19 protein-coding genes and 1 pseudogene are annotated in these 18,721 nt (G+C 60.3%); 15 read left to right on the top strand and 5 right to left on the bottom strand.

Annotation, left to right across the window (positions count from 1 at the left end; translation table 11 throughout):
- Position 1: 1 nt before the first annotated feature.
- Positions 2-709 (bottom strand): bifunctional 2-polyprenyl-6-hydroxyphenol methylase/3-demethylubiquinol 3-O-methyltransferase UbiG, encoded by a 708-nt coding sequence (gene ubiG, locus Q8O29_RS04515; RefSeq protein WP_305560865.1) that lies wholly within the window; start codon positions 707-709, stop codon positions 2-4.
- 68 nt (positions 710-777) lie between these two features.
- Positions 778-1,422, bottom strand: coding sequence for an outer membrane protein OmpA (ompA, locus tag Q8O29_RS04510; protein ID WP_305560864.1), 645 nt, complete (start codon positions 1,420-1,422; stop codon positions 778-780).
- A 257-nt stretch (positions 1,423-1,679) separates the two neighbouring features.
- On the opposite strand from ompA, the gene gyrA reads away from it, so the two are divergent.
- From gyrA to Q8O29_RS04450, 12 genes and pseudogenes are all read left to right on the top strand, one after another.
- Entirely contained in the window at positions 1,680-4,328 is a 2,649-nt protein-coding gene (gene gyrA / locus Q8O29_RS04505) for a DNA gyrase subunit A (RefSeq protein ID WP_305560863.1), read from the top strand.
- Positions 4,325-4,894, top strand: a complete 570-nt coding sequence (locus Q8O29_RS04500) for a DUF2059 domain-containing protein (protein WP_305560862.1) — start codon at positions 4,325-4,327, stop codon at positions 4,892-4,894. Before gyrA ends, Q8O29_RS04500 begins: the two co-directional genes overlap by 4 nt.
- A 79-nt stretch (positions 4,895-4,973) precedes the next feature.
- Positions 4,974-6,056, top strand: a complete 1,083-nt coding sequence (pheA, locus tag Q8O29_RS04495) for a prephenate dehydratase (RefSeq protein WP_305560861.1) — start codon at positions 4,974-4,976, stop codon at positions 6,054-6,056.
- A gap of 39 nt (positions 6,057-6,095) precedes the next feature.
- Positions 6,096-6,974 carry a prephenate dehydrogenase/arogenate dehydrogenase family protein gene (locus tag Q8O29_RS04490; RefSeq protein WP_305560860.1) on the top strand — a complete coding sequence of 293 codons (879 nt, stop codon included), beginning with the start codon at positions 6,096-6,098 and terminating at the stop codon, positions 6,972-6,974.
- Positions 6,975-8,963, top strand: a complete 1,989-nt coding sequence (locus Q8O29_RS04485; protein WP_305560859.1) for a bifunctional 3-phosphoshikimate 1-carboxyvinyltransferase/cytidylate kinase — start codon at positions 6,975-6,977, stop codon at positions 8,961-8,963.
- A gap of 150 nt (positions 8,964-9,113) precedes the next feature.
- Positions 9,114-10,799, top strand: coding sequence for a 30S ribosomal protein S1 (gene rpsA / locus Q8O29_RS04480; protein WP_305560858.1), 1,686 nt, complete (start codon positions 9,114-9,116; stop codon positions 10,797-10,799).
- 67 nt (positions 10,800-10,866) lie between these two features.
- Complete coding sequence (locus tag Q8O29_RS04475; RefSeq protein ID WP_305560857.1) at positions 10,867-11,178, top strand: integration host factor subunit beta; 312 nt, start codon at positions 10,867-10,869, stop codon at positions 11,176-11,178.
- Positions 11,179-11,231: 53 nt separating this feature from the next.
- Positions 11,232-11,504, top strand: a complete 273-nt coding sequence (locus tag Q8O29_RS04470; RefSeq protein ID WP_305560856.1) for a lipopolysaccharide assembly LapA domain-containing protein — start codon at positions 11,232-11,234, stop codon at positions 11,502-11,504.
- Complete coding sequence (lapB, locus tag Q8O29_RS04465; protein ID WP_305560855.1) at positions 11,494-12,639, top strand: lipopolysaccharide assembly protein LapB; 1,146 nt, start codon at positions 11,494-11,496, stop codon at positions 12,637-12,639. Before Q8O29_RS04470 ends, lapB begins: the two co-directional genes overlap by 11 nt.
- Positions 12,640-12,752: 113 nt before the next feature.
- Positions 12,753-13,694, top strand: a complete 942-nt coding sequence (gene rfaE1 / locus Q8O29_RS04460; protein WP_305560854.1) for a D-glycero-beta-D-manno-heptose-7-phosphate kinase — start codon at positions 12,753-12,755, stop codon at positions 13,692-13,694.
- A pseudogene (gene rfaD, locus Q8O29_RS04455) lies at positions 13,691-14,692 on the top strand (ADP-glyceromanno-heptose 6-epimerase); the annotation flags it as partial. The gene rfaE1 and the pseudogene rfaD, both read left to right, overlap by 4 nt.
- 125 nt (positions 14,693-14,817) lie before the next feature.
- The gene (locus Q8O29_RS04450; protein WP_305560853.1) at positions 14,818-15,285 is read left to right on the top strand and encodes a helix-hairpin-helix domain-containing protein; all 468 of its coding nucleotides are present in this window, start codon (positions 14,818-14,820) and stop codon (positions 15,283-15,285) included.
- Between the two features lie 171 nt (positions 15,286-15,456).
- On the opposite strand, the gene Q8O29_RS04445 is transcribed toward Q8O29_RS04450, so the two are convergent.
- The 3 genes from Q8O29_RS04445 to Q8O29_RS04435 form a co-directional block, all read right to left on the bottom strand.
- On the bottom strand, positions 15,457-15,777 hold the full coding sequence (locus Q8O29_RS04445; RefSeq protein ID WP_305560852.1) for a hypothetical protein: 321 nt from the start codon (positions 15,775-15,777) through the stop codon (positions 15,457-15,459).
- A 1-nt stretch (position 15,778) separates the two neighbouring features.
- Positions 15,779-16,327 carry a TVP38/TMEM64 family protein gene (locus Q8O29_RS04440; RefSeq protein ID WP_305560851.1) on the bottom strand — a complete coding sequence of 183 codons (549 nt, stop codon included), beginning with the start codon at positions 16,325-16,327 and terminating at the stop codon, positions 15,779-15,781.
- 218 nt (positions 16,328-16,545) lie between these two features.
- Positions 16,546-16,668: a hypothetical protein gene (locus Q8O29_RS04435; protein WP_305560937.1), complete on the bottom strand. Its 123-nt coding sequence runs from the start codon at positions 16,666-16,668 to the stop codon at positions 16,546-16,548.
- Between the two features lie 272 nt (positions 16,669-16,940).
- Here Q8O29_RS04435 and Q8O29_RS04430 point away from each other — a divergent pair, with 272 nt between their 5' ends.
- From Q8O29_RS04430 to Q8O29_RS04420, 3 genes are all read left to right on the top strand, one after another.
- Positions 16,941-17,717: a hypothetical protein gene (locus Q8O29_RS04430; RefSeq protein ID WP_305560850.1), complete on the top strand. Its 777-nt coding sequence runs from the start codon at positions 16,941-16,943 to the stop codon at positions 17,715-17,717.
- A gap of 109 nt (positions 17,718-17,826) precedes the next feature.
- On the top strand, positions 17,827-18,186 hold the full coding sequence (locus Q8O29_RS04425) for a hypothetical protein (RefSeq protein ID WP_305560849.1): 360 nt from the start codon (positions 17,827-17,829) through the stop codon (positions 18,184-18,186).
- A 114-nt stretch (positions 18,187-18,300) separates the two neighbouring features.
- On the top strand, positions 18,301-18,721 hold a 421-nt coding region (locus Q8O29_RS04420), incomplete at its 3' end, for a carboxypeptidase-like regulatory domain-containing protein (RefSeq protein WP_305560848.1).

Genomic DNA, 18,721 nt, shown 5'->3' with positions numbered 1-18,721 from the left:
GTCAGGCCTTCTGCGTGGCCAGCAGGTAGTTCACGCTGGTATCGGCGCTGAGCCAGTAATGCTGACTCAGCGGGTTGTATTCCATGCCGCGGGTGTGCTGCAGGTTCAGGCCCACACTGCGGCAATAGCCCGCCAGCTCGCTCGGTTTGATGAACTTGGCGTATTCGTGGGTGCCGCGCGGCAGCAGACTTAACACGTACTCGGCCCCGACAATCGCAAACAGGAAAGCCTTGGCATTGCGGTTGATGGTGGAGAAAAACACGTGACCGCCCGGCTTGACCAGGGTGGCGCAAGCGCGAACCACCGAGGACGGGTCGGGCACATGCTCCAGCATCTCCATGCAAGTAACCACATCAAACCCGCCCGGGTCCTCCAGCGCCAGGGCCTCGGCGCTGACTTCACGGTACTCAACCCCCTGGGTTCCGGCCTCAAGCGCGTGTAACTGGGCCACTTTAAGGGCCTTGGCTGCCAGGTCAATGCCCAACACCTGCGCGCCGCGTCTGGCCATGGCGTCGGCCAGTATGCCGCCGCCGCAACCGATATCCAGAACGCGCTTGTCTTTGAGCGGCGCCAGGTTTTCAATCCAGCCCAGGCGCAGCGGATTGATCTGGTGTAGGGGCCGGAACTCGCTTTCGGTGTCCCACCAGCGGTGGGCCAGGTCGGAGAATTTGGCCAGTTCGACCGGGTCGGCATTTTCAGTGGTTTGCATGGGGTGATTATCGTCCGGACATAAAAAAACCGCGCCGTAGCGCGGTTTTTTAAGCGATCCGCGAGGGATTACTTGTTGGCGCGGGTACCAACCACTTCGATTTCCACGCGACGGTTTTTCGCGCGGCCTTCGCCGGTCTTGTTGTCGGCAACAGGCTGCTTCTCGCCTTTGCCTTCGGTGTAAACGCGGTTTTTCTCGACGCCTTTGGACACCAGATAAGCCTTGACAGCTTCTGAACGGCGGACCGACAACTTCTGGTTGTAGGAGTCGCTACCCACGGCGTCGGTGTGACCGACAGCAATGATGACTTCAAGATTGATGCCTTTGATCTTGCCAACCAGGTCGTCGAGCTTGGCTTTGCCTTCAGGCTTGAGCACAGACTTGTCGAAATCGAAAAAGGCGTCAGCAGCGTAAGTAACTTTAGTAGCTGCAGGAGGAGCCACAACTGCAGGAGGAGCAGGACGGGGAGGTGCGGCAGCGGGAGCGGGAGCGGGAGCAGGCGCGGGTGCAGGAACCGGCACGATAGCACCATCACAGCCTGGAGCGGCGGTAGCGGGGGTCCAGAAGCCATTGCGCCAGCACAGTTCGTTGGTGCCATTTTTCCAAACCAGCTCGTTTGTGCCGTTTTTCCAGTTGTCAATTGTTTGTGCACCAGCGGCGGTTGCAAGCGCTGCGGAAGCAAACAACATTGCCACTTTGTTGAGTTTCTTCATGGTTCTCCTCTAGAGAAAAGCCGCAGACTCGCTGCGAATTAAATGCACGCCGTAAGTGACCATCACTCAAAGCGTTACAGTTATTGTGCCATAGCTCATTCGCGGTTCAAGCGCGGTAGCGGCTTCGTCCGACACAGAATCAAGAATCTTTGTTTTTTGTTGCGGGCTTGCCACACCCCGGCTAAGCTCGAAGCAGGCCTTAAAATCAGCGGGCTTATCTTCTCTCCGCGCGTTGCGAATTCCAATTCAGGCCTCTCATGACCCAGTTTGCCAAAGAAACCCTCCCCATCAGTCTTGAAGAGGAAATGCGGCGCAGCTACCTTGATTACGCGATGAGCGTGATCGTCGGGCGCGCCCTGCCGGATGCCCGCGATGGTCTCAAGCCAGTGCACCGGCGAGTGCTGTTCGCGATGCATGAGTTGAACAATGACTGGAATCGGCCTTACAAAAAGTCGGCGCGTATTGTCGGCGACGTGATTGGCAAATACCATCCGCACGGCGACCAGTCGGTCTATGACGCGATCGTGCGGATGGCGCAGGATTTCTCTTTGCGCCACATGCTGGTGGACGGCCAGGGCAACTTCGGCTCGGTCGATGGCGACAACCCGGCCGCCATGCGTTACACCGAGATTCGGCTGGCCAAGATTGCCCAGGAAATGCTGGCTGACATCGACAAGGAAACCGTCGATTTCGGACCCAACTATGACGGCAGCGAAAAAGAGCCGCTGGTCCTGCCCTCGCGTATTCCCAACCTTCTGATCAACGGCTCCGGCGGCATTGCGGTGGGCATGGCCACCAACATCCCGCCGCACAACCTCAACGAAGTCGTTGATGCCTGCCTGCATCTGCTGAAAAACCCGCAGGCCAGCATCGACGAGCTGATGGAAATCATTCCGGCACCCGACTTTCCCACCGCCGGCATCATTTACGGCATCAATGGCGTCAAGGACGGTTACCGCACCGGCCGCGGCAAGGTGGTCATGCGTGCGCGCTGCCATTTTGAAGACATCGACAAGGGCCAGCGCCAGTCCATCATCGTTGACGAACTGCCCTACCAGGTCAACAAAAAGACGCTACAGGAGCGCATGGCCGAGCTGGTTCACGAGAAAAAAATCGAGGGTATCAGCCACATCCAGGATGAAAGCGACAAGTCAGGCATGCGCCTGGTGATTGAACTCAAACGTGGCGAAGTGCCCGAGGTGGTGCTGAACAACCTGTACAAGCAGACGCAGCTTCAGGACACCTTCGGCATCAACATGGTGGCGCTGGTCAATGGCCAGCCCAAGCTGTGCAACCTGAAGGACCTGATCCAGGTGTTTTTGTCGCACCGCCGCGAAGTGGTGACGCGTCGCACGGTCTTCACCCTGCGCAAGGCACGCGAGCGTGGCCATGTGCTCGAAGGCCTGGCCATCGCGCTGGCCAATATTGATGATTTCATTGCCATCATCCGCAACGCGCCGACGCCGCCCGTCGCCAAAGCCGAGCTGATGCTGCGCCCCTGGGACAGCAGCCTGGTTCGCGAGATGCTGACGCGCACCCGCACCGACGGCGGCGTGGTCAATGCCGACGATTACCGGCCTGATGGACTGGAAAAGGAATTTGGCATGGGCAGCGACGGCCTGTACCGACTGTCCGACACGCAGGCCCAGGAAATCCTGCAAATGCGCCTGCAGCGCCTGACCGGCCTGGAGCAGGACAAGATCGTCGCCGAGTACAAGGAAGTGATGGCAGAAATTGACGATTTGCTGGACATCCTGGCGCGGCCGGAACGCGTCTCGACCATCATTGGCGAAGAGCTGTCGGTCATCCGCCAGGAGTTCGGCCAGACCAAGTTGGGCGCGCGCCGCAGCCACATCGAACACAGCTCGTTTGACCTCAGCACCGAAGACCTGATCACCCCGACAGACATGGTGGTCACCTTGTCGCACACCGGCTACATCAAGAGCCAGCCACTGTCGGAATACCGGGCACAAAAACGTGGTGGCCGCGGCAAGCTGGCTACCGCCACCAAGGAAGACGACTGGGTGGACCAGCTCTTCATTGCCAATACGCATGACTACATCCTGTGCTTCTCCAACCGCGGCCGGCTCTACTGGCTCAAGGTCTGGGAAGTGCCGGCCGGCTCGCGCGGCTCGCGCGGCCGGCCCATCGTCAATATGTTCCCCCTGCAGGAAGGCGAAAAAATCACGGTGGTGCTTCCCCTGACAGGTGAAAAGCGGACGTTCCCGGCCGACCAGTACGTGTTCATGGCGACGTCCATGGGCACGGTCAAGAAAACGGCATTGGACGAGTTCAACAATCCGCGCAAGGGCGGCATCATCGCGGTCAAGCTGGACGAGGGCGACTTCCTGATCGGCGCAGCCTTGACCGACGGCAAACATGACGTGATGCTTTTTTCCGATGGCGGAAAAGCGGTGCGTTTCGACGAAAATGATGTACGCCCCATGGGCCGCGATACGCGCGGCGTGCGCGGCATGATGCTTGAGCCGGGGCAGAACGTCATTGCCATGCTGGTCGCCGAGGACGAGCAGCAAAGCGTATTGACTGCCACCCAGCACGGCTTCGGCAAGCGCACTTCCATTCAGGAATACACGCGCCATGGCCGCGGCACCAAGGGCATGATCGCGATCCAGCAAAGCGAACGCAACGGCAAGGTGGTCGCGGCGACGCTGGTGCATGTGGACGATGAAATCATGCTGATCACCGACAAGGGTGTATTGGTTCGCACCCGCGTCAGCGAAATACGTGAGATGGGGCGCGCCACCCAAGGCGTCACCCTGATCGGCCTGGACGAAGGCTCCCAGCTCAGCGGCCTGCAGCGCATCGTCGAAAACGACGCGACACTGGACGACAACGATAGCGAAGGCGATCCTGCCAACACCTCCAACCCGGATACCCCTGAATGAAAAAACTACTGACAGCCCTGCTGATCGCAGGCTGTACGTTCTCCGCCGCTGGCCAGACCGCCAACGATCCCAAGTTGGAGTGGGCCACCAAAGTGGTCGCCCTGCAGCAGGCCGACCTGGACGGCCTCGTGGGGCAACTGGTCGGCACAGCCGCCCAGGACATCGTCGCCGGCTGGGCACCACGCTTTGACACCACGGTAACCAAAGCGCGTCAAGCCAAGGCCACGGAGGAGTTCAATGCAGAACTTGCCAAATTTGCCTCTGACGCCAACAAAATCATCACCAGCAAGGTCGGGCAGGCGAACAGCGAAGCCTTGGTACCGGCCTACATGGAGCGTTTCAGCCTGGACGAGCTCAAACAGCTGGCCGCCTTTTTCGAGTCGCCTGTCATCAAAAAATACAAGGCTGCCACCCCAGAACTGGTGGATGTGTTCGTGAAAAAACTTGTGGCAAGTACGCAGCCAGACATTCTCGCCCGCGCCAAACAGTTTGATGTGGCAGCGAGCAAGATTGTGGGCTCAGCGCCTGCAGCACCGGCCGCAAAACCACAGCCACAGAAAAAGTGATCCTCGCGTCCAAGCCCTAGCACCGTCCCTCGCAGTGCCAGGGCCCCGGCGCAAACGCCTTGCCCGATACTGACCCGACATGACCCAGACCCTGCAGCAACTCCGCCAGCAAATCGATTCCGTGGACCAGCAATTGCTGATGCTGCTGAACCAGCGTGCGGCACTGGCCAATGAGGTCGGCGACATCAAGCGGCATGAAGGCTCGCCAGTTTTTCGACCGGAGCGCGAAGCCCAGGTGATTCACAGCCTGCAGACAAGCAGCCCCGGACCGCTCAAGGACGACAGCATTGCCTATATCTGGCGCGAGGTCATGTCGGCCTGCCGCGCGCTCGAAGCACCGCAGCGCGTGGCCTACCTGGGGCCTGCCGGCACCTTCAGCGAACAAGCCGCCGTGCAGTTTTTTGGCTCCAGCATCGAGCATGTGCCCTGTGCCAGTTTTGACGAGGTGTTTCGCGCCGCGACCTCAGGCACGGCCCAGTTCGGCGTGGTGCCGGTTGAGAACAACACCGAAGGCGTGGTCACGCGCACGCTGGACCTGTTTCTCAACTCCCCGGTGCATGTCATCGGTGAAACCAGTCTATTGGTGCGCCACAACCTGCTGCGCCTGTCGCCCACACTTGAGGGCGTCGACGTGGTGTTGGCCCATGCCCAGGCATTGGCTCAGTGCCAGGGCTGGCTGGGCACGCATCTGCCCGACGCCGAGCGCCGCGCGGTGTCCAGCAACGCGGAAGGCGCGCGCCTGGCCGCTGGCAACCCGGCCTGGGCTGCGATTGCGAGCGAACGCGCCGGATCGGAATTCGGCCTGCACATTGGCGCCCATGCCATCCAGGACGACGCCTTCAACCGCACCCGCTTTGCCGTGATCTGTCTGCCGCAGGTGCTGGACGCGCCTGAAGCCTCTGGCAAGGACTGCATCAGCCTGATCGTTTCGGTGCCGAACCGGCCCGGCGCCGTGCATGACATTCTGGTTCCACTAAAAACCCACGGCGTGTCGATGACGCGTTTCGAGTCCCGCCCTGCCCGCTCGGGCCAGTGGGAGTATTTCTTCTACATCGATTTGCAGGGTCACCCCTCGCAGCCGCATGTTGCCGCCGCCTTGAAAGACCTGCAGCAGCTTTGCGCGTTTTACAAAGTGCTGGGTACCTATCCGATAGCCGATTGAAAAAAATGAAATATCTACCGTCCACCCGGGCACCCCTTCATGTTTGAACAATTGGGACTCATCGGTTGCGGCCTGATGGGCGGCTCGTTCGCGCTCGCCCTCAAACGCGCCGGCTTGGTCAAGCGTGTGGTCGGTTACAGCAAGTCGCCGTCCACCACCGAGCGAGCGCGCCAGATGGGTGTGATTGACGTGGAAGCGCCCTCGGCCCTGCTGGCGGTATCCGGCGCAGACATCGTGCTGCTGGCGGTGCCGGTCTCGGCAACCGAGGCCACCTTCAAGGCCATCCGCCATCTGGTGGGCCCCACCACGCTGATCATGGACGTCGGCTCCACCAAACGCGACGTGGTGGATGCGGCACGCCGCGTACTGCGCGACCACCTGGGTTGCTTTGTGCCGGCACACCCGATTACCGGCAAGGAAGTTTCGGGCGTGGAGCATGCCGACCCGGATCTTTACTTCGGCAAGCAGGTCATCCTGACGCCGATCGAACGCACCTTCACCGTCCAGCTCGAAAAAGCAGTCAATGTCTGGACCGCCCTGGGCTGCAACGTGGTGAAGATGTCGCCCCAGTCGCATGACGCCGCCTACGCCGCCGTCAGCCACCTGCCGCACCTGATTGCCTTTGCGCTGATCAACAGCATTTCGGGCCAAGCCCAGGGCAAGGACTACCTGTCGCTGGCGGGCCCCGGTTTCCGGGACTTCACGCGTATCGCTGCCAGCGATCCCAAGATGTGGCGCGACATCCTGATCGCCAACAAGGAAGAGTTGCTGGAGCAATCCAAAATCTTCCACAGCACTCTGCAGGATCTGGAAAAACTGATCGCAGCCGCCGACGGGGATGCGCTGGAAGACCGGATCGAAAAAGCCAGCCATACACGCGCCAACTGGCGCATCAGCTCGCCGAAATCGCTTAAATAGATGTTCGACACCGCCTTCCTGGACATTCCAGCGTTGACGGGTGCTGGTGGCACCGTTCACCTGCCCGGCTCCAAAAGCATTTCCAACCGCGTGTTGTTGCTTGCGGCGCTCAGCGAAGGCCGCACCACGGTACACGACTTGCTGGCCTCCGACGACACCGCCGTGATGCTGGCCGCGCTGAGGCAACTGGGCTGCGGCGTCGAGGAAAACGGCAGCACGGCCGTGATCACCGGCCTGGGTGGCCGACCGGTGCAGCAACAGGCAAAGCTCTATCTGGGCAACGCCGGCACGGCGATGCGGCCCCTGACTGCGGCACTCGCCCTGCTGGGCGGCGACTTTGAACTTTCGGGCGTGCCTCGCATGCATGAGCGGCCGATCGGCGACCTGGTCGATGCGCTGCGCGGGCTCGGCTGCGCCATCGACTACCTGGGCGAGGACGGCTTTCCGCCGCTGCGCATCCGCACCGGCCAACTGATGCTGGATGCCCCGATCCGCGTGCGCGGCGATGTCTCCAGCCAGTTCCTGACCGCCCTGCTGCTGGCGCTGCCCCTGCTGTCTGGACGCGACATCCACATCGACGTGGTCGGCGAGCTGATCTCCCGGCCCTACATCAAAATCACGCTGAACCTGCTGGCGCGCTTCGGCATCGCCGTCCGGCGCGAGGGCTGGCAGCGTTTCACCATTCCGGTCGGCAGCCGCTACCGTTCCCCCGGCACCATTCACGTCGAGGGCGACGCTTCTTCTGCTAGCTATTTCATAGCACTTGGGGCAATAGGGGCATGGGCTGAGGTCCAAAATGGCATAGAAATCTCGGGTCTGGGCGAAGCTTCCATCCAGGGCGACATTCGTTTTATCGAGGCAGCTCGGCAAATGGGCGCCAGCATCGACGCCAGCGCCAACAGCCTGCGCATCCGCCGCGGCGCCTGGCCGCTCAAGGCTATCGACCTGGACTGCAACCACATCCCCGATGCGGCCATGACCCTGGCCGTGATGGCCTTGTACGCCGACGGCACCAGCACGCTGCGCAACATCGCCAGTTGGCGCGTCAAGGAAACTGACCGCATCGCCGCCATGGCCTGCGAGCTGCGCAAGCTGGGTGCAAGCGTCGAGGAAGGCGCGGACTTCATCCGCATCACGCCGCCAGTGAAGTGGACTAGCGCACCGATTCACACCTACGACGATCACCGCGTCGCGATGTGTTTTTCGCTGGCAGCTTTTAATTCCGCCCGGCTTCCCATCCGAATCCTGGATCCGCGCTGCGTCGGCAAGACTTTCCCCGATTATTTTGAAACCCTGTTTTCCGTGACACGTACCGCGCAAGAACTCATCCCCGTGATCTGCATCGACGGCCCGACCGCCTCCGGCAAGGGCACGGTCGCTGCGGTGGTGGCTCAAAAACTGGGTTACCACTTTCTCGATTCCGGCGCGATGTACCGCATTACGGCGCTCGCTGCCACGCAGGCCGGGCTGGCCATCACTGCGGAACAGGAGGCAGCTATTGCGTCCCTGGCTCGCCAGCTTCCGGTCCGCTTCTCAGAAGGCAAGGTTTTGCTGGGCGAACAAAATGTAACCGAGGCGATCCGCACCGAGGAGGGGGGCATGAATGCCTCGCGCGTCTCGGCCCTGCCCAGCGTACGTCTGGCACTGGTGGACCTGCAACACGGCTTCAGGCAACTGCCGGGGCTGGTGGCTGACGGCCGGGACATGGGCACGGTGATCTTTCCGGACGCCGCGCTGAAAATCTTCTTGACGGCAAGCGCCCGCCACCGTGCCGAACGGCGCCATAAGCAGTTGATTTCAAAGGGAATTTCGGCTACAATCGCTGAGATTCAGCAGGATTTGGAGGCCCGCGACGCCCGCGACATGTCACGGCAAGCAGCTCCTTTGAAACCCGCTGATGACGCTGCGCTATTGGACAACTCCGAGCTGTCGATCGAAGAATCGGTGGCCCAGGTGTTGCAACTCTGGCAACGCACCCGGCCCTTCTGACCCCTGTACATTTTTTGTAGGCACGCCAGTGCTTCGGTCAGCAGGATCATTAACTTAACTGCGGTCACCCGCACCAAATCGCCGCAGTCAGCTCTAAAAACAATAGCAATTCCGCTATTGGAACCCTGCTCTGTGGACTAGGAAATATCAATGTCTGAATCTTTTGCCGCCCTATTCGAAGAATCGCTGAAACGCTCTGAAATGCGTACCGGTGAAGTCATCACCGCTGAGGTCGTGCGTATCGACCACAACCACGTCGTCGTCAACGCCGGACTCAAATCCGAGGCCTACGTTCCCCTCGAAGAATTCAAAAACGACCAGGGCGAGCTCGAAGTCCAGGTCGGCGACTTTGTGTCTGTTGCCATCGACTCCGTCGAAAACGGCTACGGCGACACCCTGCTGAGCCGCGACAAGGCGAAACGCCTGGCTTCGTGGATGAGCCTGGAAAAAGCCCTGGAATCCGGCGAATTCGTCACCGGCCAGACTAGCGGCAAAGTCAAGGGCGGCCTGACCGTTCTGGTCAACGGCATCCGCGCCTTCCTCCCCGGGTCGCTGATCGACACCCGCCCGATCAAGGACTTGTCTCCGTATGAGAACAAGACCATGGAATTCAAGGTCATCAAGCTGGACCGCAAGCGCAACAACGTGGTGCTGAGCCGCCGCGCCGTGGTCGAAGCCAGCATGGGCGAAGAACGCGCCAAGCTGATGGAAACCCTGAAAGAAGGCTCTGCCGTCAAGGGCATCGTCAAGAACATCACCGAATACGGTGCCTTCGTGGACCTGGGCGGAATCGACGGCCTGCTGCACATCACCGACATGGCATGGCGCCGCGTGCGTCACCCAAGCGAAGTGGTCACGGCTGGCCAGGAAATCATCGCCAAGATCCTCAAGTTCGACACCGAGAAAAACCGTGTCTCGCTGGGTCTGAAGCAAATGGGCGACGACCCATGGATGGGCGTGAACCGCCGTTACCCGCAAAGCACCCGCCTGTTCGGCAAGATCACCAACATTGCCGACTACGGCGCGTTTGTGGAACTCGAGCCCGGCATCGAAGGCCTGGTCCACGTGTCCGAAATGGACTGGACCAACAAAAACGTAGCCCCAAGCAAGCTGGTCACCCTGGGTGATGAAGTTGAAGTCATGGTCCTCGAGATCGACGAAGACAAACGCCGCATCAGCCTGGGCATGAAGCAGTGCAAGGCCAACCCATGGCAAGAGTTCGCGCAGGACACCAAGCGCGGCGACCGCGTCAAGGGTCCGATCAAGTCGATCACCGACTTCGGCGTGTTCGTTGGCCTGGCTGCCGGTATCGACGGCCTGGTGCATCTGTCTGACCTGTCATGGAACGAGCCTGGTGAGGCTGCCGTGCGCAACTACAAAAAGGGCCAGGAAGTCGAAGCGATTGTGCTGGCTGTCGATGTAGACCGCGAGCGTATCTCGCTGGGCATCAAGCAGCTTGACTCTGACCCGTTCACCACCTTTGTGTCGATCAACGACAAAGGCGCGATTGTGACCGGCAAGGTCAAGACGGTGGATGCCAAAGGCGCCGAGATCGATCTGGGCGAAGACATCATTGGTTACCTGCGTGCCAGCGAAATCAGCCGTGACCGCGTTGAAGACGCACGCAACGTGCTGAAAGAAGGCGATGAAGTGTCGGCAGTCGTGGTGAACGTGGATCGCAAGACCCGCAACATCCAGCTGTCGGTCAAAGCCAAGGACAACGCGGACCAGCAAGAAGCCATGGCCACCCTGAGCCAGCAGTCCTCGCGCGAGAGCGCCGGCCTGACGAGCCTGGGCGCCCTGCTGCGCGCCAAGCTGGACAACACCGAGAAATAAACGGACTTCTGCGAATGGCCTGCCCCCTCTCCGGAACGGCACGCCATTTCGCTGTCCCCACATTCCCATGACCCGAAGCGATCTTGTCGAAGAACTGGCGGCCCGATTCGGCCAGCTAACACACCGCGATGCCGAATATGCCGTCAAGACGATTCTTGACGCCATGAGCGACGCGCTGGTGCGTGGGCACCGGATCGAGATCCGAGGCTTTGGCAGCTTTTCCATCAACCGGCGCCCGCCCCGCATGGGGCGCAATCCGCGCTCCGGCGAAAGCGTGGCCATCCCGGAAAAACGCGTGCCCCACTTCAAGCCAGGCAAAGCCTTGCGTGAAGCGGTGGACACCCGCACCGAAGAAATGCTGGCGCCCAAAGCCAAATAAGCGCTTTCCCTGTTCGGGCTGGCTACAATTGCCGCACCACAAGGGGTCCCGACGTGAAATACCTGATGTGGCTGCTCAAGGCAGCCATTTTTTTTACGCTTTTTGCGTTCGCGCTGAACAACCAGCAGGTCGTTTCCGTCAATTTCTTTTTCGGAACACATTGGCAGGCGCCGCTGGTGCTGGTGGTGCTGGTCACGTTTGCTTTTGGCCTGGCGGCCGGCATCCTGATGATGATGCCGCGCTGGTGGAAAAAACGCCGGGGCACACGCCTCAGCCAGCAAAGCCAGCTCAGCGAGAACCCCTCCACCATGCACCATGGACTTTGACTTCACCTGGGTCCTGCTCGGCTTTCCCATCGCCTTCACCCTCGGCTGGCTGGCCTCCCGCCTTGACCTGAGGCAGATGCGCATCGAAAACCGGCAGGCGCCCAAGGCCTACTTCCGAGGCCTGAACTTCCTGCTCAACGAGCAGCAGGACCAGGCCATCGACGCCTTCATCGAGGCGGTGCAGAACGACCCCGACACCTCGGAGCTGCATTTCGCGCTCGGTAACCTGTTTCGCCGCCGCGGTGAATACGAACGCGCGGTGCGCGTGCACGAACACCTGATGTCGCGCGGCGACCTAACCCAGCCCGAGCGCGACCGCGCGCAGCACGCGCTGGCGCTCGACTTCCTGAAGGCCGGCCTGCTGGACCGCGCCGAGGTCGCCCTGCGAAAGCTCGAGGGCACCCCTTACGAGGAAGAAGCCCGGCTGGCGCTGCTGTCGATTTACGAACGTTCACGCGACTGGGACCACGCGACCGAGATCGCTGGCAAGCTTGACAGTACCAGCCAGGGCAGCTTCAGCAACCGGCAGGCGCACTACCTGTGTGAACAGGCCCTGGCCGCAGCCGCATCGGGGGCCACGGCGCAGGCGCTGGACAGCCTGCAACAGGCAGTTGCACTGGCGCCGGCCTCGCCCCGTCCGCTGATTGATCTGGCGAAACTCCAGACCCAGCTGGGCCAGCACGCTGCGGCCTTCGCCAGTCTGGGCACGCTTGCGCAAAATGCCCCGCAGGCCTTGCCGCTTGCCGCTGGCTTGCTGGTCAACATTGCGCAGCAAGGCGGGCAGCAGGCCGCTGCCCTGGAACTGCTCAAAACCAGTTACGCCCAGTTGCCTTCACTCGATCTGCTGGAGGCCATCATCCGGCTGGACATTGCCGCTGGCGAGGCGCGCCAGTGGTATGGGCGGCACCTTGAGCGCGAAGCCTCGCTGGTCGCTGCGGCCAAGTGGATTGCGGGTGAAAAACTGGGCAACGAACATCAGCACGGGCTGCTTCAAAGGGCGCTGGACAAAGCCACCAAACCATTGCTGCGCTACCGCTGCGCGGCCTGCGGCTTCGAGGCGACCCAGCACTTCTGGCACTGCCCAGGTTGCCAGGCCTGGGACAGCTACCCGGCGCGGCGGATCGAAGAACTATGACATTGCACACCCCCGTGGCTTCGCTTCGCTGCGCCTTCCCCCTTGCAGGGGGCGACACCAGCGGCCCGGCAAAGCCGGTTCCGCAGTGTCCGCTGGTGTAAGAATCCATACACATGACAACACATACGACTTTAACGCGTGAACAGCTGGCCAAGGCCCGTGTGCTGGTGGTCGGCGACGCCATGCTGGACCGCTACTGGTATGGCGCGGTGGACCGCATCTCGCCCGAAGCGCCGGTGCCGGTGGTGCGCGTGACGCGCCAGGAAGAACGCATGGGCGGCGCTGCCAATGTGGCTTACAACATCGTGACCGTCGGCGCCCGCGCCTCGCTGCTGAGCGTGGTCGGTGATGATGAAGCCAGCCACCAGCTCGAAGCGCTGGTGGCCGCCTCTGGCATCACGCCCTGCTTCGGGCGCGACCCGCAGCTCAAGACAACCGTCAAGATGCGCGTGATCGGGCGTCAGCAGCAGTTGCTGCGGCTGGATTTTGAAAACACGCCTGAAAACGAAGTGCTGGCCTCGCAGTCGGCCGCCTTCGACAAACTGCTGCCGCAGCACGACGCCGTGCTGTTCTCTGACTACGGCAAGGGTGGCCTGGCACACATCGCACTGATGATTGGCCAGGCCCGCGCCGCCGGCAAGTTGGTGCTGGTCGATCCCAAGGGATCGGACTACTCACGCTACCGAAATGCCACGGCCATCACACCGAATCGCGCCGAACTTGAACAGGTCATCGGCCCCTGGCACGATGAGGCGGACCTGCAATTGCGCGCGCACAGGCTGCGCGAGGACCTGCAATTGCAAGCCGTGCTGCTGACCCGCAGCGAGGAAGGCATGACGCTGTTCGACGCCCAGGGTCAGCTTCATGTGCCTGCGCTGGCACGCGAGGTGTTTGACGTGACAGGCGCCGGCGACACGGTAATCGGCACACTGGCCGCCATGCTGGCCGCCGGCCTGAGTCTGCGCGAGGCGGTGCCGGTGGCCAATCGCGCCAGCGGCATCGTGGTCGGCAAATTCGGCACTGCAACCGTCAGTTACGAGGAACTCTTCACATGAAAATCGTCGTCACGGGTGCCGCAGGTTTTATCGGCGCCAACATCATCCAGGGCCTCAACGCGCGCGGCATCGACGACGTCATCGCGGTGGACGACCTGACCCATGGCGACAAATTCCGCAACCTGGCGGACCTGCAGATTGCCGAGTACATCGACGTCGATGACTTTTACGACCTGTTTGCCGAAGCGGCTTTCGGCGAGGTCGAGGCCGTGTTCCATGAGGGTGCCTGCAGCGACACCATGGAGCCCAACGGCAAGTACATGATGGACAACAACTACACCTTGTCCTGCGACCTGTTCGACGCCTGCCAGGCCCAAGGCACGCGGCTGATCTATGCCTCGTCGGCGGCCACCTACGGCGGCTCGGACACCTTCCGCGAGTCGCCCGAGTTCGAGAAGCCGCTCAACGTCTATGGCTACTCCAAGCTGCTGTTCGACCAGCGGCTGCGGCGCGAGCTGGGCCCGCTTTTCAAAAATGCGCAAACCCAGGTGGCAGGTTTTCGTTATTTCAACGTCTACGGCCCGCGCGAGCAACACAAGGGTCGCATGGCCAGCGTCGCCTTCCACCAGTTCAGCCAGTTCCGCACGGAAGGCAAGGTCAAGCTGTTTGGCGAGTACGGCGGCTACGGCCCTGGCGGGCAGATGCGCGACTTCGTCTTCATCGACGACGTGGTTGCCGTCAACCTGTGGTTCCTCGACCATCCGGAAGCAAGCGGCATCTTCAACCTCGGCACCGGCCGGGCCCAGCCCTTCAACGATGTGGCGCTCGCGGTTGTCAACACGCTGCGCCACCACCAGGGTGAAAAGCCCTTGAGCCTGGAAGAAGCCGCGCACGGCGGCATGATCGACTACATCGACTTCCCGCCCGCCCTGGTGGGCAAATACCAGAGTTACACCCAAGCGGATTTGACGGCCCTGCGGGCGGTAGGCTGTAAGCATTCGTTTGCAGATGTCCAGACAGGTGTATCTGCTTACATGAACAAGCTGGCCCAAGGGCCTGTAGGCCGTATGCTGGGGGTTCCCGTCGCCCCGGTCAACGTTTGGGGCTGCGCAACCGTTAAAAGCGGGACTTCCTGATTCGCAGGAAGGATCATCCGCTTTCAACAACCATGAGGAGCTTCCCGATGTTCAAGAAACTGCTGGCCTTCGTCGCCACCCTGTATGTCGCCATGGCCTTTGCCGCTGTCGATGTCAATACCGCCACCTCTGCCGAACTCGACAGCATCAAGGGCATTGGCCCGGTCAAGTCCGCACTGATCATGTCCGAGCGCAAGAAGGCGCCCTTCAAGGACTGGAATGATTTTGTCACCCGCGTCAAAGGCGTAGGCACCGACAGCGCGGCCAAGTTCTCGGCCGAAGGCATGACGGTCAACGGCGCCAGCTACAAGGCCGGCGGCAAAGCCGATGTCAAGGCCGACCCCAAAGCTGCCAAACCGGTGACTGAAAAAGCCAAGGATGCGGCCGTGGCCACCAAGGATGCCGCGAAAGGCGCCGCCGTCGCAACCAAGGATGCGGTCAAGGAAACTGCCAAGGACGTGAAGGCCGCCGTGACACCCAAAGCCGACACCAAGACCGAACCCGTCAAGAAGTAAGCACTCCGCGCTTGTGAATCAACCCGCCTTGTGCGGGTTTTTTCATGCCTTTTTTTACCTCCAACCCTTGCCCAGCAAAGTAATGGAGCTATTAAAAAATGCCTTTAGCCCCCGTCGCACAAGCGTAAGAAGCTATCAAAAACATAGCAACTGCAACACCCTCGGCTCCCGTCAACCACGCTTCCAGTCATGGTATTTGCGCACCCACTCAAGCAGGCGTTTGGGCTGGTGCGCGCGCTTCCATTCACCAGCCGCGTACTTGTTGGCCTCAGCCAGCGTGGGGTAGGTGTGGATGGTTGACAGCACCTTGTTCAGGCCCAGGCCGTGGCGCATGGCTAGCACGTACTCGGCCAGCAGGTCAGCCGCATGGGTACCCACAATTGTCACCCCCAAAATGGTGTCCTTGCCTGGAACCGTCAGCACTTTGACAAAGCCCCTGGCCTCGCTGTCGGCAATGGCGCGGTCCAGGTCGTCCATGCCATAACGGGTCACTTCAAAATTGCAATACCTTGTTGACCAGCAGCGGCAGCAGGCCCAGCAACACAAACGAACCGATCAGCGCTGGAGAGGCTATTGACTGCAGCGAATCAATTTTGGCGATCTGCGTACCCGCGATCCCATACACCACGGTACCGGCCAACATGCCTAACTGGCTGACGCAGAAGTAAGTCCAGGTCCTGATGCGGGTCAGGCCCATCAGCAGATTCAGCACAAAAAACGGCACCAGCGGGATCAGCCGCAGCGTGAAGAGGTATAACGCGCCCTCTTTTTTGATGCCTTGGTTGACTTCATCCAGGCGCCGACCAAAACGTGCCTGAATACTGTCACGCAGCAGGTAACGTGCCGCCAGCATGGCCAGCGTCGCGCCCAGGGTCGAAGCGAAAGACACCAGCACCGTACCCATCACCAGGCCGAAACTGGCACCTGCGGCCAACGTCATGATGGCAGCCCCAGGCAGGGACAGCGCGGTCACAGCCACACAAGCGGCAAAGAGACCGAGTGCCAGAAGCACCGGCTGCTCGGCATATAGCGCTGCAAACAAAGCCTGGCTTTCCTTGACAAAGGTCAGACTGAAATAGCGCCCCAGATCAAACGCAAAAAAGCGCCTATGCCGGCCAGCAGGAGCGCGGCAATGATCAATTTTCGCGTACCCAAAGCCGCCTTTGTGGGTTGTTGTCTGAAGTCAGTCGATCGAAAAGCACGATTCTTACAAAAGTGTGATCATGCGAGGGACTTACAGAATTCGACAAACCAGTCGAATTAACCGCAGCTTGAGGCAAAAAACAAGGCACGGGCTTGCCCGCCTTTGACCAGGCGCACCGCCTCCAGTTTGAATTCCAGGGTGTACTTGCCCCAGGCCTGCCCGTCGCTTCTCTTGCTCATCAATGTTCTCCAATTGCTGAATTTTTACATCAGCTATGGAGTCCGTTTGTCAGCGGCAAGATCAATTACGGGCGGCTGTGGTTTTGAATTCTGCAAGTCCCTCACAAGTTGTTGCAATATTCTTGGAGTGGCATACTATGCATTTGGGCACCGCCGAGGTCTTTGGAATCTCCATCTTGCCAGCAATGGCCGTCCATCCCTGCCCCATCGGCGGCTAAACCCACTCAGTTCGAACGTTTTGCAAGAAGCTCAAACCATAAAGAAGAACGGCCATGCCAGTGAGATTTAATTTGGCCCCTGCTTTCGTCTTTGCCTCCGTTTTGGCGGTTCTGGTCGGCCCGGCGCAAGCCGAAGTCACCTTCAATGCGGGTGCCAAGCTGTCCCATGACAACAACGTCAACGGCGCGCCAAATACCCCGAATCAGCTCAGCGACAACTACCTTACACTGAGCACTTCTGCAGTGTACTTCACCCCGCTGGATGACGCGCAAACCCGCTACTTCATCGGTCAGATCGGTGCCCTGTCTTCTGCCTACAACAAATTCAACAACCTCAACAGTTCCATGCTGGTGGCGAGCGCGGGGCTCTACCAGCAGCTTTCCCCCACCTGGTCGGGGCAGGTCACGGCTCGCGGTTTTACTCGCTACACCCAGCAGACCGCGAGCGACTCCAAAGGTTTCGGCGGAACCCTTGAAATCAAGAAGCAATTGAGCCCGACTGTCTGGGTCAAAGGGTTTGGCGACTATGAGGACTCCAAAGCCAACCTCAGTGGCTACAGCTACACCGGCGAAACCTACGGCGTGAATCTGGGCTACCTGCCGCTCAAGGACACGTTCGTCAACCTCGGCTACAGCCACGCTACGCGTGATTTCAAGGGTGCCACGCTTTTTGTCAGCAAATCGGAAACGCTGTTCGCCGAGGTGACACAGCGGGTGGCGAAAAACTGGTATCTGAGCGGCGGCTACGCCTATGGGCGCAATGATTCCAATTTGGCCGGAACAGCCTATACCAACCACACGGTGTCGGTAGGCCTGAATTTCAGTTATTGATAGCTCCGCAAGCTAAATCGACAACCAAAAACCTGCCCACTGCGCCTCAAGCTTGTAGAGCTTAATGCCTCTTGCCATCGAGGTTCAACCCCAATGAAAGGTCATTGAAATGAAAATCAAACCTGCAATTTTCACAGCGGCATACGCCTTCATCGCCATCGGCCCCATCAATGCAGCGGCTCAACCTGGATTCAACCAGGCGGTCGGCACCGCCATAGTTGCGGAGCAAACTGTACCCAACCCGGTTATCGGCTTCGGTAGCGGCACTGGCATGGGTCCCGCAGGCGGTACCGGCAGCGCCAGCAGCCTGTCCGGCGGATTCAGCTCACAAATGAGCGGCAGCGGCTCAGGCGGTCAAACTTTCGGCGGTGGCTTCAATCAACAGCAAACCATCGGCTCCGGCCCCCTTTCCCGTCCTTCGATGACGGGCACTGCAAGCACGGGCAGCGGAGCGATGGGGCCGAGATAGTCCATTTCCGGACCCTTGCCGCTAAGGCTGTTCACCGTCAAACCGGGCGGTATCAAAACCACCGAGCGAATTGACAAGTATTTCGAAATTGAATGATCCATCACCCAACCTCCAATGAGGAGCAGCGAAATCAACTACCAGCATAGCCGTGTCATAAACGCCGAAGAAAAAAAAGTAAGACTTTCGTCGGCATACGCTGGCACGCGCGCGCTCGTCCTTGGATTGGCTTTCACGCTGCTGAGCTCGGCGGCAATGGCGGCCAGTGAACCTATTCCGAATGTCGTCGTCGTCGTGAAGAAGCATCCCGATGGCAGCGCACTTACGACCGTGACGAACAAAGATGGAATTTATAAATTCACTGGGCTGGCACCGGGAAAGTACGACCTTATTATCGTCGGTCGACGTAATCAATCGATCACCGTCGACGAAAAACGAACCATAGCCGGCATGTTGATGCGCAACGACGACGGCACAGTCACCTATAGCAGCACCACGGATATCCCTGTCACGGTTACCCCCCCCGGTACGGCTACCC

Origin of the sequence: Polaromonas sp. (assembly GCF_030689685.1) — a bacterium.
In the GTDB taxonomy this organism is placed as follows: domain Bacteria; phylum Pseudomonadota; class Gammaproteobacteria; order Burkholderiales; family Burkholderiaceae_C; genus Polaromonas.
This window is presented reverse-complemented; position numbering and strand designations above follow the sequence as displayed.

Bases quoted from the DNA above. Each gene is read 5' to 3' on its own strand.
- Q8O29_RS04475 (WP_305560857.1), top strand. From the start codon at position 10,867: ATGACCCGAAGCGATCTTGTCGAAGAACTGGCGGCCCGATTCGGCCAG.
- gyrA (WP_305560863.1), top strand. From the start codon at position 1,680: ATGACCCAGTTTGCCAAAGAAACCCTCCCCATCAGTCTTGAAGAGGAA.
- Q8O29_RS04450 (WP_305560853.1), top strand. From the start codon at position 14,818: ATGTTCAAGAAACTGCTGGCCTTCGTCGCCACCCTGTATGTCGCCATG.
- Q8O29_RS04435 (WP_305560937.1), bottom strand. From the start codon at position 16,668: ATGAGCAAGAGAAGCGACGGGCAGGCCTGGGGCAAGTACACCCTGGAA.
- rpsA (WP_305560858.1), top strand. From the start codon at position 9,114: ATGTCTGAATCTTTTGCCGCCCTATTCGAAGAATCGCTGAAACGCTCT.
- pheA (WP_305560861.1), top strand. From the start codon at position 4,974: ATGACCCAGACCCTGCAGCAACTCCGCCAGCAAATCGATTCCGTGGAC.
- lapB (WP_305560855.1), top strand. From the start codon at position 11,494: ATGGACTTTGACTTCACCTGGGTCCTGCTCGGCTTTCCCATCGCCTTC.
- rfaE1 (WP_305560854.1), top strand. From the start codon at position 12,753: ATGACAACACATACGACTTTAACGCGTGAACAGCTGGCCAAGGCCCGT.
- Q8O29_RS04425 (WP_305560849.1), top strand. From the start codon at position 17,827: ATGAAAATCAAACCTGCAATTTTCACAGCGGCATACGCCTTCATCGCC.
- Q8O29_RS04500 (WP_305560862.1), top strand. From the start codon at position 4,325: ATGAAAAAACTACTGACAGCCCTGCTGATCGCAGGCTGTACGTTCTCC.
- ubiG (WP_305560865.1), bottom strand. From the start codon at position 709: ATGCAAACCACTGAAAATGCCGACCCGGTCGAACTGGCCAAATTCTCC.
- ompA (WP_305560864.1), bottom strand. From the start codon at position 1,422: ATGAAGAAACTCAACAAAGTGGCAATGTTGTTTGCTTCCGCAGCGCTT.
- Q8O29_RS04490 (WP_305560860.1), top strand. From the start codon at position 6,096: ATGTTTGAACAATTGGGACTCATCGGTTGCGGCCTGATGGGCGGCTCG.
- Q8O29_RS04485 (WP_305560859.1), top strand. From the start codon at position 6,975: ATGTTCGACACCGCCTTCCTGGACATTCCAGCGTTGACGGGTGCTGGT.
- Q8O29_RS04430 (WP_305560850.1), top strand. From the start codon at position 16,941: ATGCCAGTGAGATTTAATTTGGCCCCTGCTTTCGTCTTTGCCTCCGTT.